Origin of the sequence: Onishia taeanensis (assembly GCF_013349955.1) — a bacterium.
Classification (GTDB): domain Bacteria; phylum Pseudomonadota; class Gammaproteobacteria; order Pseudomonadales; family Halomonadaceae; genus Onishia; species Onishia taeanensis_B.
In genome coordinates, this window is record NZ_JABVXC010000001.1 from 322745 (window position 1) to 336854 (window position 14110).

At 65.1% G+C, this 14110-nt stretch carries 9 protein-coding genes and 1 tRNA gene; 5 read left to right on the forward strand and 5 right to left on the reverse strand.

Going from position 1 to position 14110, the window contains the following annotated elements; translation table 11 throughout:
* Nucleotides 1–38: 38 nt before the first annotated feature.
* Together HUS66_RS01500 and purL are read right to left on the reverse strand one after the other, a co-directional pair.
* Nucleotides 39–1841, reverse strand: coding sequence for a DEAD/DEAH box helicase (locus HUS66_RS01500; RefSeq protein ID WP_282847797.1), 1803 nt, complete (start codon nt 1839–1841; stop codon nt 39–41).
* 294 nt (nt 1842–2135) lie between these two features.
* Entirely contained in the window at nt 2136–6056 is a 3921-nt protein-coding gene (gene purL / locus HUS66_RS01505; protein WP_175069201.1) for a phosphoribosylformylglycinamidine synthase, read from the reverse strand.
* A 160-nt stretch (nt 6057–6216) separates the two neighbouring features.
* Between purL and mltF the strand changes: the two genes are divergently transcribed.
* Together mltF and HUS66_RS01515 are read left to right on the forward strand one after the other, a co-directional pair.
* Nucleotides 6217–7689 carry a membrane-bound lytic murein transglycosylase MltF gene (gene mltF / locus HUS66_RS01510; RefSeq protein WP_175069202.1) on the forward strand — a complete coding sequence of 491 codons (1473 nt, stop codon included), beginning with the start codon at nt 6217–6219 and terminating at the stop codon, nt 7687–7689.
* Nucleotides 7686–9653, forward strand: a complete 1968-nt coding sequence (locus HUS66_RS01515) for a GGDEF domain-containing protein (RefSeq protein WP_175069203.1) — start codon at nt 7686–7688, stop codon at nt 9651–9653. The genes mltF and HUS66_RS01515 overlap by 4 nt, the downstream gene beginning before the upstream one ends.
* A gap of 79 nt (nt 9654–9732) precedes the next feature.
* On the opposite strand, the gene tadA is transcribed toward HUS66_RS01515, so the two are convergent.
* Complete coding sequence (tadA, locus tag HUS66_RS01520; RefSeq protein WP_175069204.1) at nt 9733–10185, reverse strand: tRNA adenosine(34) deaminase TadA; 453 nt, start codon at nt 10183–10185, stop codon at nt 9733–9735.
* Between the two features lie 74 nt (nt 10186–10259).
* Here tadA and HUS66_RS01525 point away from each other — a divergent pair, with 74 nt between their 5' ends.
* Nucleotides 10260–11084, forward strand: a complete 825-nt coding sequence (locus HUS66_RS01525; RefSeq protein ID WP_175069437.1) for an acyl-CoA thioesterase — start codon at nt 10260–10262, stop codon at nt 11082–11084.
* 120 nt (nt 11085–11204) lie between these two features.
* Nucleotides 11205–11280 (forward strand) — tRNA-Thr (locus tag HUS66_RS01530).
* A 49-nt stretch (nt 11281–11329) separates the two neighbouring features.
* Here the strand turns inward: HUS66_RS01530 and HUS66_RS01535 are convergent.
* Together HUS66_RS01535 and HUS66_RS01540 are read right to left on the reverse strand one after the other, a co-directional pair.
* Nucleotides 11330–11488: a YqaE/Pmp3 family membrane protein gene (locus HUS66_RS01535; RefSeq protein ID WP_175069205.1), complete on the reverse strand. Its 159-nt coding sequence runs from the start codon at nt 11486–11488 to the stop codon at nt 11330–11332.
* Nucleotides 11489–11705: 217 nt separating this feature from the next.
* On the reverse strand, nt 11706–12518 hold the full coding sequence (locus tag HUS66_RS01540) for a DUF1206 domain-containing protein (RefSeq protein ID WP_175069206.1): 813 nt from the start codon (nt 12516–12518) through the stop codon (nt 11706–11708).
* Between the two features lie 254 nt (nt 12519–12772).
* On the opposite strand from HUS66_RS01540, the gene HUS66_RS01545 reads away from it, so the two are divergent.
* Nucleotides 12773–14053 (forward strand): MgtC/SapB family protein, encoded by a 1281-nt coding sequence (locus tag HUS66_RS01545; RefSeq protein WP_175069207.1) that lies wholly within the window; start codon nt 12773–12775, stop codon nt 14051–14053.
* Nucleotides 14054–14110 lie beyond the last annotated feature (57 nt).

A 14110-nucleotide genomic window follows, 5' to 3' on the forward strand; every position in this document is an offset into this window, starting at 1 on the left:
ACCTTGGCTATCTCGTTCAAGGGCGCCCAGGGGCGATATCAGCCATCCGGGCCCGCCGCCTCGGCCTTGCGGTAGCGCCCCTGGTAGTCGAAGAGCTTGTCGCGTATCTGCCAGAAGCGCCCTACCTTGCGACCTACCACGAAGTCGGGGGCCTTGAGCCGGGCTTCGCCATCGAGCACGTCCTGAATGCTGGTGGGCCGCCAGTCGGTGCCCGGCGCTCGCAGATGCCGGGCGAGGAAGGCCCGCTGGAAGGCGTGGCGCTGGGCCGGCGTTTCCAGGGCGAACCATTCAGCCAGCGCCGTGCCGTCTTCATCGTAATAGCTGATCTTGAGTCGCTCCAGGCCGCGACCATTGCGCGTGGCCTCGAGCTGCATGCCACTGACCCTCAGCACCCGGGCATCGCGCAGCTTGAGGGCTTCGCGCAGCTTGTCGTCGGGGTCGACCAGCCGCTCACCACAGCCGTGGCAGGCACGCGCGGCAATATCATTCTCTGCACCGCAGCGTTCGCAGGCCTTGAAGCGAAAGCGGAAGGTGCACTGTTCACTGGCCCCCGCGCCACGCGCCCTAGCGTTTTCGCTATTCGCGCGGGGGTGGGCGCGTTCAACAAGCCCCTGACAACGCCGCCCGAAGTGCTCGATCACTACTTCACCGTCCATGCGCCCCCAGAACAGGTTGGCATGGCCGCACTCGGGACATTCCACCTGCACCGGCTCGGTGTCGCCGGCCGGGCGCGGTGCGGCGACTTCAGGGGCATAGATATCCCAGGGGTTGCCGGCGTAATCGAGGATCAGGCAATCGCGCTTGCCCGGCGCCAGCCGCAGGCCGCGACCGATGATCTGCTGATAGAGACTCACCGATTCGGTGGGGCGCAGGATGGCGATCAGATCCACATGCGGCGCATCGAAGCCGGTGGTCAGCACCGAGACGTTGACCAGGTACTTGAGCGTGCGGGCCTTGAAGGCCGCGATCAGCCTCTCGCGCTCCTCCGAGGCCGTGGCGCCGGTGATCAGCGCCGTCTCGGCGGCGGGCAGCAGGCCGGTCACTTCCTCGGCGTGCGCGACGGTGGAGCAGAACAGCATCACGCCCTGGCGGTCCTCGGCGCGGGCCATGACATCGGCGACGATGCCCGGCGTGGCGCGAGCGCCCTTGACCACCTGGTTCATCTCCTGCTCGTTGAAGCTGCCGCCGATGCCCGGCGCCAGCGCCGAGAAATCATAGCCTTCGATGGCCACGTCGATGCGCCGGGGCTCGCTCAGGTAGCCCTGGCGCACCATCAGTCGCAGCGGCTGCTCGAAGACGCAGTCCTTGAAGAAGCAGTCCTCGTCGCCGCGCACCATGCCGTGGTAATGACGATGAAAGATGAAGCCCTGCCCGAGGCGATAGGGCGTGGCGGTCAGCCCCAACACCTTGAGACGTGGGTTGGCCTCGCCCATCGCCTGGGTCACGCGCCGGTAGCTGGCGTCCTTCTCCAGCGAGACCCGATGGCACTCGTCGATCACCACCAGGGTGAAGTCGCCGGCCGAGAAGGCCTCCAGGCCGTTGATCACCGACTGCACCGAACCAAACACCACCTGCCGGGCCGCCTCCTTGCGCTTGAGCCCAGCGCTGAAGATATCCGCCGAGAGGCCATAGGCCTCGTACTTGGCGTGGTTCTGCTCGACCAGCTCGCGCACATGGGCGAGCACCAGCACTCGCCCACGAGCGATACGGGCCAACTCGGCGATCACCAGCGACTTGCCGCTGCCCGTGGGCAGCACCACCACGGCGGGGTCGTCGCTGCCGCGGAAATGGGCGACGGTGCGTGCCACCGCCTCGTGCTGATAGGGGCGCAGAGTCGGCACGTCGGCTGCTGGACCTGCCGAGCTGGAAGCCCCGGTGGTTGTCGCGGAGCCAGTGCTGGAATAAGTCGCGGGAGGAGCGGTTTGCGTCATGCCGAGCATTCTACCCTAGCGTTGCGCCAGCGCAGATAGCCATAGCGCCAGAGCCAGTGCGTCGCTGACAAAAGACAGCGGCGAGTGCCAAACGAACAGCGCCGCCCCGAGGGGCGGCGCTTTTGGCTGTGGACCGGTCCCGTTGCGGGACCCTGACGGATAGACCGAGCCTGACTGGCCGTACCCTTCGACTCGGCCCGGCCCTCAGCCCAGCCAGGCGCGAGCGTTGCGGAACAGCCGCAGCCAGGCGCCGTCCTTTGTCCACTCGGCCGGACGCCAGGAGTTGGTCACCGCACGTGCCACCCGCTCCGGGTGCGGCATCATGATGGTGACGCGCCCGTCCGGGGTGGTCAGGCCGGTGATCCCCGAGGCGGAGCCGTTGGGGTTGGCCGGATAGCGGCTGGTAACCTGACCATAGTTGTCGACGTAGCGCAGGGCGATCTGATCGCTGCCCTGCATGGCACGCAGGTGGCCCGCGTCGCGGAACTCGGCGCGACCCTCGCCATGGGCCACGGCGATCGGCAGCCGCGAGCCTTCCATGCCAGCGAGCAGGATGGAGGGGCTCTTCTCGACCTGCACCATCGACACCCGCGCCTCGAACTGCTCGGACTCGTTGCGCACGAAGCGGGGCCAGTTCTCGGCGCCGGGAATCAGCTCCTTGAGCTGGGAGAGCATCTGGCAGCCGTTGCACACGCCCAGCGAGAAACTGTCCTCGCGGGCAAAGAAGGCCGCGAACTGCTCCCGGGCACGCTCGTTGAACAGCACCGACTTGGCCCAGCCACCGCCGGCACCCAGCACGTCGCCGTAGGAGAAGCCGCCGCAGGCGACCAGCCCCTTGAACTCATCGAGGCTGACGCGGCCGGCGAGGATATCGCTCATATGCACGTCCACCGCCTCGAAGCCGGCGCGATCGAAGGCCGCGGCCATCTCGACGTGGCCGTTGACGCCCTGCTCACGCAGGATAGCCATCGGCGGACGGGCCAGATTGACGAACGGTGCAGTGATGTCCTCGTCGACGTCGAAGCTCGGGGTCGCCGAGAGGCCCGGATCACGGGCGTCGAGCAGGCCGTCGAATTCGTTCTTGGCGCACTCAGGATTGTCGCGCAGCGCCTGCATCCGGTAGCTGGTCTCGCTCCAGGTACGCTGGGTCAGCTGACGAGTGGTCTCGAGCAGCGGTTCCTCGAACAGCGTCACACGCACCTGATCGTCGTAGCGCGGACGGGCGATGACGCCACAGGTATCGATACCGGCGGCGGCGAACTGCGCCAGCACTGCCTCGGTGTCGCGGCGGTTGACCTGAATGACCGCCCCCAGCTCTTCCGCGAACAGGGCGTCGACCGCTTCGACCGGCTCGTCGACCAGCCAGTCGAGCTTGATCTCGAGGCCGGTGTGGGCGGCGAAGGCCATTTCCAACAGGGTGGTGATCAGGCCACCGTCGCTGCGGTCGTGGTAGGCCAGCAGCTGGCCGTCGGCATTCAAGCCCTGAATGACGCTGAAGAAGGCCTTCAGGTCTTCTGGATCGTCGACGTCCGGGCAGTCATGGCCGACCTGGCCATAGACCTGGGCCAGCGCCGAGCCGCCGAGGCGATTCCGGCCGGCGCCGAGATCGATCAGGATCAGGTCGGACTCGTCCTGCTCCAGGTTGATCTGCGGCGTCAGGGTAGCGAGCGCATCGCTGACCGGCGCGAAGCCGGTGATCGCCAGCGACAGCGGCGCGGTAACGCTCTTGTCCTCGCCTTCCTCGTCCTGCCAGGCGGTGCGCATGGACATGGAGTCCTTGCCTACCGGGATGGCGATGCCCAGCGCCGGGCACAGCTCCATGCCCACCGCATGCACGGCGTCATACAGCGCCTGGTTCTCGCCGGTATGGTCGGCGGCGCTCATCCAGTTGGCGGACAGCTTGATGTCGGAGAGCTTCTCGATCGGTGCCGCGGCCAGGTTGGTGATCGACTCGGCCACCGCCAGACGGGCGCTGGCCGCCGGGTCGATCAGCGCCACCGGCGGCCGCTCGCCCATGGCCATGGCTTCACCCCGATGGGTGTCGAAGCTCGCCGTGGTCACGGCAACATCCGCCACCGGTACCTGCCAGGGACCGACCATCTGGTCGCGGGCGACCTGGCCGGTGATCGAGCGGTCGCCGATGGTGATCAAAAAGCTCTTGGAAGCCACGGCAGGCAGACGCAGCACCCGGTCCAGCGCCTCGCGCAGGTCCAGGTTATCGAGCGCCACACCGGGCATCTCGCGACTTTCGCGGCTGAACTCGCGCTGCATCCTGGGCGGCTTGCCGAACAGCACGCTCATCGGCAAATCGACCGGTTTGGTGTCGAAGTGACCGTCGCGGACTTCGAGGTGATGCGCCTCGGTGGCCTCGCCGACCACCGCGAAGGGGCAGCGCTCACGTTCACAAAGCGCCTCGAAGGTGGCGAGCTGCTCGGGCGGCACCGCCAGCACGTAGCGCTCCTGAGCCTCGTTGCACCAGATCTCCAGCGGGCTCATGCCCGGCTCGGCGTTGGGCACCGCGCGCAGCTCGAAGACGCCGCCACGTTCGCCGTCCTTCACCAGCTCCGGCAGAGCGTTGGACAGGCCGCCGGCACCGACGTCGTGGATAAAGCAGATCGGATTCTCATCGCCCAGGGCCCAGCAGCGGTCGATGACCTCCTGAGAGCGACGCTCGATCTCGGGGTTGTCGCGCTGTACCGAGGCGAAGTCGAGATCCTCGCTCGAGCTGCCCGAGGCCATCGAGGAGGCCGCGCCGCCGCCCAGGCCGATCAGCATCGCCGGGCCGCCCATCACGATCAGCTTGGCGCCGACCGGGATCGCGCCCTTGTCGACATGGCCGTCGCGGACGTTGCCGTAGCCGCCAGCCAGCATGATCGGCTTGTGATAGCCGCGGCGCTCGATGCCGCCGGCGCCCAGGGCATCCTGCTCGTAGGTGCGGAAGTAGCCGGCGAGGTTCGGGCGACCGAACTCGTTATTGAAGGCGGCCCCGCCGATCGGCCCTTCGAGCATGATGGAAAGTGCCGACTGGATACGCTCGGGCTTGCCATAGTCGAAGGCTTCCCAGGGTTGTACGAACTCGGGGATGCGCAGATTCGAGACCGAAAAGCCGGTGAGGCCGGCCTTGGGCTTGCCGCCGAGACCGGTGGCGCCCTCGTCGCGGATCTCGCCGCCGGCGCCGGTGGCCGCGCCGGGATGTGGGGCGATGGCGGTCGGGTGGTTGTGGGTCTCGACCTTCATCAGGATCTGGATCGGCTCCTGATGGCTTGCGTAGGTGGCCCGCTCACCGGCCTGGCCGGTCAGCGGCGCAGCGAAAAAGCGCCCCGCTTCGCTGCCGCGAATCACCGCGGCGTTGTCGCTGTAGGCCGAAAGCGTATCCTCCGGCGACTGTTCATGGGTATTCTTGATCATCTTGAACAGCGAGCGCGGCTGCGCCTCGCCGTCGATCACCCAGTCGGCGTTGAAGATCTTGTGACGGCAGTGCTCGGAGTTGGCCTGGGCGAACATCATCAGTTCGACGTCGGCCGGGTTACGCCCCAAGCCCTCGAAGGACTCGAGCAGGTAGTCGATCTCGTCCTCGGCCAGCGCCAGGCCGAGCGCCTGGTTGGCCTCGACCAGGGCCCCGCGGCCCTTGCCCAGCACGTCGACCTGGCCAAGCGGGGCCGGCGACTGATGGGAGAACAGCTTGGCCGCATCGGAGGCATGGGTCAGCACCGACTCGGTCATGCGGTCATGAATCGCCGCCACGATCGCCTCGAAGGCTTCCTCGGAGAGGGTGCCGTCGAGCTGCACGCGATAGGCGATACCGCGCTCCAGGCGCTGGATCTTGGCCAGGCCACAGTTGCGCACGATATCGGTCGCCTTCGAAGACCAGGGCGACTGGGTGCCGATACGCGGTACCACCAAAAACAGATGGCCGTCGCGCGCGCCGGTCGAGGCAGTGGCCCCGTAGTCCAGCAGACGTTCGAGGGTCGCGGTTTCTTCGGCGGACAGATCGCCGTCATGGTCGATGAAATGGACGTAGTCGGCCGTGAGGGAGGCGACTTCCGGTACCTGGGTACGCAGGGCGGCCATCAGCTTGGCATGACGGAAATCAGAGAGGGCGGGCGCACCTCGCAGTTCGAGCATGTCGTTCGAGCCTCGGGAACAAAGCATGAAATGGGGGCCGCGGCCTGCGGCAACGAATGCCCCATGATACTGCAAAGGCCGCGCTACCGAAATCCGCGAGGTGGAAGCCGGCAAAAGGGTAGTTTAAGGTGAGCCTTACTTATTGCGACTGAATTTACTAATGCTCAAGGCCGTCGCCCGACATCTGCTGCACTACCACCGCTGGTACCTGTCGCTGGGCGTGGCCGTCACCCTCGCCCTGCTGCCGCATCGTCAGAACCAGGCTCCAAACCGCCACTTGGAGGAGGTTCGCGACCGCGACTTTCTGACCGTTATCAGCCGCAATACCCCAACCAGCTACTACGAAGGCCGCCGCGGACCGACCGGCTTCGAGTACGAACTGGCGCGCCGTTTCGCCGACCACCTGGGCGTCAGCCTGTCGATGGAAACCAAGAGCGACATTGCCGGCGTACTTCAGAGCGTGGCCAGTGGCGAGGGCGACGTGGGGGCCGCGGCGCTGACCCTGGCGCCGTCCAGAACCGACCTTAACTTCAGTACGGCCATCCTCGAGCTGCAGCCACAGGTGGTCTATCGCCGCGGGCTGCCTCCGGTCGACAGTGTCGACGATCTCGTGGGTCTCGACATCGCCACCATTCGCGACTCCGGGATCGGTGGCGTGCTGCGAGGCCTGCAGGAGCGACTCCCCGAACTCAGCTGGCGCGAAGCCGCCGATCTCGAGGTGGCCGATCTGTTACAACGCGTTGAGGAGGGCAAACTGGATGCCGCCGTGATCTTTACCCACCAGTTTACCCTCAACCGCCTGTTCTTCCCCGGCGTCGATGATGGCGTCACCCTCGGTGACCCCCTGAGCATGGTCTGGGCATTTCCCGCCGACTACGGCCTTGGTCTGCAGCGCGAAGCCAATGCCTTCCTCACCTCGCTGCGGCGCGACGGCACGCTCAATGCCCTGATCCAGCGCTACTTCGGCCAGGAGGACTATCTCGAATATGTCGGCGCACGCACCTTCATTCGCCAGCTTCAGGAGAAGCTCGACGACTATGATGACCTGTTTCGCAAGGCCGCAAGAGAAACCGGCTTCGACTGGAAACTGCTAGCGGCGCTCGGCTATCAGGAGTCCCACTGGGAGCCACGCGCGACCTCGCCCACTGGGGTACGAGGACTGATGATGCTGACCAACGCGACCGCCTCCGAGATGGACGTCAGCAATCGTCTCGACCCGGCGCAAAGCATCGACGGCGGTGCCCGCTACCTACGCGAGATGATGGATCGTCTGCAGGAAGAGATCACCGGCGATGACCGGCTATGGATGGCGCTCGCTGCCTACAATGTGGGCCTTGGCCATCTCTATGACGCCCAGAAGATCGCCGAGATGCGCGGCGGTGACCCCTACGCCTGGCCGGACGTACGCGAGGCCCTGCCCCTGTTGCAGAATCGCGCCTGGTATTCCAAGGTCCGCCACGGCTATGCCCGCGGCGGCGAGCCGGTGATCTACGTACGCAATATTCGACGTTATTACGAGATCCTCAACTACGTCGACCGCAGCCAACAGCAGTTCTTTCAGCTCAACGAGCGGGCCGAAAGCGACACGGCTGACGACGGCCCACAGTATGACCGCATCCCGCCAATCCTATGAGCCTGCGCCTTCTCACCCCCGCCTCTCTGCTGCTGTGCTGCCTGGCTCTTGCCACGATCGTGATAGCTGGCCTGTCGCAGGACATCGGTTTCACAGACCCCAGCCTAGTGCCCACTCTGGCACTCACACTGGCCAAGCTCGCCTGGCTCTGCCACTGGCCATACCTGGCGCGAAGCATTGCCACCGTCACGCTTGCATGCCTGACGCTCGGGCTCTTGAGCTATCTGCTGCCCGAATATTGGGTCACGACCTCGCACTGGCAGACTATCGCCGCCTGGCTTCAGCCGGGCGCGAACCTGGAGGACTGGCGAGCCCCCCTGCACGCGACACTTTGCCTGATGCTGCTCGGCGGTGCTCAACTGACGGGGCGCCGGGCCGCGCTGGGCAGCCCCATGCTGATTGGCCTGGCACTGCTGATGTGGCTCGCTCAGTTGGACGTTGGCCTCATGCCAACCACGCAGTGGGTCGTTGACTATGCTGCAGATCCCGCCGCGCTGATGGCTATGGGCTGCCTCTTGGCCGCCCATGCAGTGCGCCTTGTCAGCACACTCATAGCCGAGCGCCAATTGCTGATTCGCCCCATGTCGATGGCCCTATTGCTTGGCTGCCTGGCCCTGGCGTTTTCCCAGCATCTGCAATACCTCGAGGACCGTCGTCTGCATGATGTACTGAAGCAGGAAAACCACCGGCTAGCCGACCACCTCTCCGGGGAGATAGGCGATCACCTGAGCGCCATGCGCCGCTTCGTCAACGGCTGGCGACTCATGGAATCCCCACCGGATGTCGACAGCTGGGCCCTGATGGCCGAGCCGCTGTATCGCGACTTCGGCTACTTCGTGAATATTGCCCTGGTCGAGCCCGGCTCGCGCATTCGCTATGTTTACCCCATGGACGCGGCCAACCGGCGTCTCCTGGGCATCAAGCTCTCCGAAAGCCAACCGGCCGGGCGCGCGGCTCAGCGACGAGCGCTGATCGACCATCAGGAAGCGATCACCGACGTGATCCCACTGCTGCAGGGGCAATACGGCATCATCTACTACCTGCCGACCCGCATCGCCACCGGCCGCTTTATCGGCGCCAGCGCCATGGTGCTCAGCCTGCAAGCCCTGACCGACACGCTAACAGAAGCCATCGACACGCGGCGCACCCGGCTCGAACTGCGTCAGGGCACGAAGTCCTTGGCCATCCTGGGGCCCGACGACGGCAATCGCGCCTGGGCCAATACCGCGCAGATCCATATCGGTGATCACCCGCTGACGCTGACGACCCAGCCCTCCCGACTGCGACTGCTGGAATACCACGCCAGGCTACCAGCGGTCAGTCTGACCACCGGCCTGGGCCTTGCCTATTTACTGTTCCTGGTGCTTTTTTCTCACCGACACCTGGCCATCCAACACAGCCTATTGCATGACTCCCATGCCCAACTGCGCCTCGAAATTGAAGCCCGTGGTCGCCTCCAGCAGGAGATCGAATGGCTGGCTCGTCATGACGAACTGACCAATCTGGCCAATCGGCGGATGTTGATGGAAACACTCAAGGCACAACATAACGCTCGCCCGCTGTGCGTGATGATCTGTGACCTTGATCACTTCAAGCGCATCAACGACAGTCTCGGCCATCTGACAGGCGACGAGTACTTGAAACGCCTGGGCGCGCTAGGCGAGGCCGTGGCAACCCAGGCCGGCGGCCTGTTTGCTCGCTACGGCGGAGAGGAATTCATACTCCTGCTGCCCGGCTGCGATACCGCGCGGGGCCTGCAGGTGGCCGAGGAGCTCAAGGCCTCACTCCAGTCCGCCGACCTAAAGCACCATGACGGCGCAGCCTTGACCATGAGCATCGGCCTGACCGCCCTCGAACGAGGGCCTCTGGATATCGCCACGCTGATGCAGGTCGCCGACATGGCTCTCTATCAGGCCAAGGAACAGGGGCGTAATCGGATCGTCAGAGCTCCGATGCCGAGCTGACTACACCGCATACACGACCTCGCCGATCGCTTGCCCCACTCTCCGGGCCGTGCGCTACCGCTGATAGCCCCACCTGCCATTAACGGCGACCGGCGAAGAATGCCTTCAGCAGCCGCTTGGCCTGGGCGGCCAACAGCCCACCTTCCACCTCGACCCGATGGTTGTACCAAGGCTGGGCGAAGAGGTTGGCGCGGGATTCCACCATGCCCGTCTTGGGCTCGGCGGCGCCGTAGACGACGCGCGCCAGGCGCGCGTGGATGATCGCCCCGGTACACATCAGGCAGGGCTCCAGCGTGACGTAGAGAGTGCAGCCGTCGAGGCGATAGTTGCCAAGCCTTTCAGCCGCATCGCGCAACGCCCGCACCTCGGCATGGGCACTGGGGTCATGGCTACCTACCGGTGCATTGAAGCCCTCGCCAATGATGTCGCCGGCGTCATCCACCACCACGGCGCCCACCGGCACCTCACCCGCTGCCAGGCCAAGGCGCGCCTGATCCAGGGCTCGGTGCATGTAGAATTCATCGCTGCGCATCGGCGAGCCTCTCGGGTATGCTGTGATGATTGAAACAAGCGTATGGCGCCCGCAGCGCCACATCAGAGGATCACATCATGTCAGCGTTGAACAATCTGGTGGCCCTGCTGGGGCTGGAGATGATCGAGGAAAATCTCTTCCGAGGCCATAGCCAGGACCTGGGCTTCCCCCAGCTGTTCGGCGGCCAGGTACTCGGGCAGGCGCTCTCGGCCGCCACCCGCACGGTGCCTGCCGAGCGTCGCGTGCATTCCCTGCACGGCTATTTCCTGAGGCCGGGCGACCCCCTGCTGCCAGTGGTCTACCAGGTCGACCGGGTCCGCGATGGCGGCAGCTTCACCACCCGCCGGATTACCGCAATTCAAAAGGGCAAGCCAATCTTCTTCTGCAGCGCGTCCTTTCAGGGCGAGGAGCGCGGCTTTCATCATCAGCTCACCATGTCCGACGTCAACGACCCGGAAGCGCTGATTCAGGAAGGCGCCGAGGTCCAGCGCTTCAACGGCCACCCCATCGAATTCCTGCACCTGAAAGACGAGCCTCACGGCAGCGATGGCGCACCACGCAAGCGCCTATGGTTCCGCCTGGCGGGTGAGCTCCCCGACGACCCTGCCCTGCATCGCTATCTGCTGGCCTACAGCTCGGATTTCAATCTGCTGACCACCTCGCTGGTTTCCCACGGCGTTGCCTTCGGTGACCCGCAGCTGCAGATAGCGAGCCTCGATCATTCGCTATGGTTCCATCAGGACGTCACCATCAACGACTGGCTACGCTACGACATGGATAGCCCCTGGGCCGGCGGCGCCCGGGGCTTCGCTCGCGGCAGCATCTACGACCGTCAGGGCAGGCTAGTCGCCTCGTCCGCCCAGGAAGGCCTGACCCGGATTCGCGATTTCGAAGGTTGATGACAAGCCAGCAACCACCGGCACCCAAGGACGGACACCCGACAGGATAAGCTAGCGGGCAACTCGCGTTGCCCCTATTCTCAGCGTATGCCTCGGCTCAGGCCCTCCCGCCTTCGCCATGCCGGTGTAGCTCAGTTGGCAGAGCAGCGCATTCGTAATGCGCAGGTCGGTGGTTCGAATCCACTCATCGGCACCAAGAAGACACCGTCCCCCAAAGCAGGCATCTCCCGGGCCATGCTGCCGCCTCACCGCCGTGCGATGATCCACACCGCATGCACGATGCCGGGGATATAGCCCAGCAGCGTCAGCAGGATGTTGACCCAGAACTGCAGGCCGAGGCCGACTTGAAGAAAGACACCCACCGGGGGCAGCAGAATCGCGAACACAATGCGAATAACGTCCATGAGATAACTCCTTGTATTGATGGCCATGAGCCTGCTTGCCAGTATCGACAAGCCCATAACTTGAAATGTTCCGAGTGTAAGCAGTCACGAGCCAAGAGGCACGCTGTCGTTGACCTCTTCGTGGTTGATCTCGCTCGGCTAGGTCTCAGTGCAGGTCTCAGAGCCGGTCTCAGAGCAGGTCTCGGGGCGGCTAACCTCACGGCCAGTCGCGTGCCACTCAGTCGACGCTGGTATCCCGGAAGGCAGAGTTGATGAGGCAATAGAGCCCATAGCCGAACAGGCCGAGCGCTACCACGCCCAATAGCCAGGGGCCGAAGGGCTGGGCGGCCAGAACGTTCAGCGCGCCACCAAGCCCCTGGGCCTGGCTCGGGTCGGTCCGCCATGCGGCGATGCAAAGAAAGAGCCCGATGATCATGAAGACCACCCCGCGAGCCGAGAGCCCCCAGCGGGTGATTCCCTCGAAGAAGCGGCGCTGCGCCGTGGACATGTGCTGATGGTGCCAATTGTCGAGGTAGGAACGGGTGATGGCCCGCCACAGCTGTCGCAGGCCGACGCCCAGGAACACCAAACCGACCGCGAAGACCATGACCACGCCTCCCCGGTGGCTCATCAGTAGAGCGGTTCGATCCTGAGCGGCGGCTTCTCCCGACGCCGTTGCCACGTTACGCAGCAAGTCAAAGCAGTAGACGCCCAGGCTGGCGTGGGTGAGACTGCTGACGAGAAAACCTAGCCGTGTCCCGCCTCCCTTGAAGCCAAGCCCCACCTCCTCGGTATCCAACAGGGCCTGCAACAGGCGCCACAAGGCGTAAGCGAACAACCCGATGCCAAGCAGGCCGAGCATGACATCTCCAAAGGGTCGAGTGACCAGTTGGTTGATCGCCTCTTTGGAGCCCACATTGTCCCCGCCAAGCCCAACCGCCGCCAGTGAGGCCAGGCCGCCAATCAGCAGATAGACGATCCCCTTGGCGACGTAGCCGGCGCGGGCTGCCAGGGAAAGGCCCTGCTTGAGTCGTGTCTCGGATCGCGTCATGAGGGCTCCGTATCGAGGGGCGGGGACCGATAGTCGAAGGACATACGTCAGACCCAGGCCCGCGATGGTAAGGGTGGCGCAGGGCACTTGACCACATGAGCATGCCGCCCGATTGAGCGCGTAAGGCCATACAGATCGCATGGAGCCTGGTCGCAATCGGCAGGCTGTGCTGACGACAGCGATGCAGACTGGGGGCCATACTGACATCATTGGTGCCAATCCCGTCGACGTCGGGCGGGCAAGGAGCGATGCCCATGGACGAGGTCACCCATCAGTTCCTGACCAGCCACCATCTGGCCATACGACTGGGGATAGCGCTGCTGCTGGGCGCGTTGATCGGCCTGGAACGCGGCTGGGAGGCCCGCGACGAAGCCGCAGGCCGGCGAATCGCCGGCATTCGTACCTTCGCCCTGGTGGGCCTGCTTGGCGGCATCGCCGCCCTGCTCGCCGAACGCATCACGGCCTGGGCCTTCCCGGCGATCTTCCTCGGCGTCGCGGTGACCAGCCTGATCGCCTATCAGGCCCGGGTCCGCGAAGTCCCCAACTACAGTATCACTGGCATGGTCGGCATGCTGCTGACCTTTTGCTACGGCGCCCTCGCGATGGCCGTCGACCCGACCCTGGCCGCCGCCGCGGCCGTGATCACTGCCTTGATTCTCGATAACAAGCACGAAATCCATGGTCTGCTGCAAAAGCTGCAGCGCCACGAACTGGATGCGGGCTTCAAGCTGCTGCTGATCACGGTGGTTATCCTGCCACTGCTACCCAATCAAGACCTGGGGCCAGGCGGCGCGATCAACCCCACCACCCTCTGGTGGCTGGTGGTAATGATCGCCGCGATCTCCTTCGTCGGCTATTTCGCCATGCGCCTGGGCGGCACCCGTCGAGGCATCCTCTTCACCAGCCTGTTTGCCGGGCTGAGTTCCTCGACCGCCCTGACGCTGCATTTCGCCCGCCTGTCGCGACGCACGGACGGGCTGGGCCCGCTGCTGGCCGCCGGCATCCTGATCGCCTGCGGCACCATGTTCCCGCGCATTCTGCTCTATTGCCTGGTGATCCACCCGGCCCTGCTGGGCCCATTGTTCATGCCGGTCGCGGTGATGGCGGCGCTGCTGTGGCTGCCGGCACTCTGGCTATGGCACCACCACCATGACGGCGCAGCGCTGGAGGAACCGACACCTACTCAGAACCCGCTGGAGCTCAAGTCGGCACTGCTGTTCGGCGCCCTGCTGACAGCGGTGATGCTGCTGGGCGAATGGCTGCGCGAATGGCTCGGGGATGCCGGGATCTATCTGCTGGCAGCGGTCTCGGGCATTGCCGATGTGGATGCCATCACCCTGTCGTTGACCCGCATGGCCGAACACAGCCTGACACTGCCCACCGCCGTGCTCGGCATCGTGCTGGCGGCATCGGTCAACAACCTAGTCAAGGCGGGGCTGGCGAGTGCCATCGGCAGCCGTCAACTGGGTTGGCGAGTGGCCCTGCCGATGATCGCGTCGCTGATAGCGGGGCTGGCGGTGGCCTGGCTGATCTAGGCCGCCGACCAACCGCCTGGGCGCGGGAAAGGGGTTGGCCGTATGAGACGGACCGAG

Bases quoted from the DNA above. Each gene is read 5' to 3' on its own strand.
- tadA (WP_175069204.1), bottom strand. From the start codon at position 10,185: ATGCGCAGCGATGAATTCTACATGCACCGAGCCCTGGATCAGGCGCGC.
- purL (WP_175069201.1), bottom strand. From the start codon at position 6,056: ATGCTCGAACTGCGAGGTGCGCCCGCCCTCTCTGATTTCCGTCATGCC.
- mltF (WP_175069202.1), top strand. From the start codon at position 6,217: ATGCTCAAGGCCGTCGCCCGACATCTGCTGCACTACCACCGCTGGTAC.
- HUS66_RS01515 (WP_175069203.1), top strand. From the start codon at position 7,686: ATGAGCCTGCGCCTTCTCACCCCCGCCTCTCTGCTGCTGTGCTGCCTG.
- HUS66_RS01535 (WP_175069205.1), bottom strand. From the start codon at position 11,488: ATGGACGTTATTCGCATTGTGTTCGCGATTCTGCTGCCCCCGGTGGGT.
- HUS66_RS01545 (WP_175069207.1), top strand. From the start codon at position 12,773: ATGGACGAGGTCACCCATCAGTTCCTGACCAGCCACCATCTGGCCATA.
- HUS66_RS01540 (WP_175069206.1), bottom strand. From the start codon at position 12,518: ATGACGCGATCCGAGACACGACTCAAGCAGGGCCTTTCCCTGGCAGCC.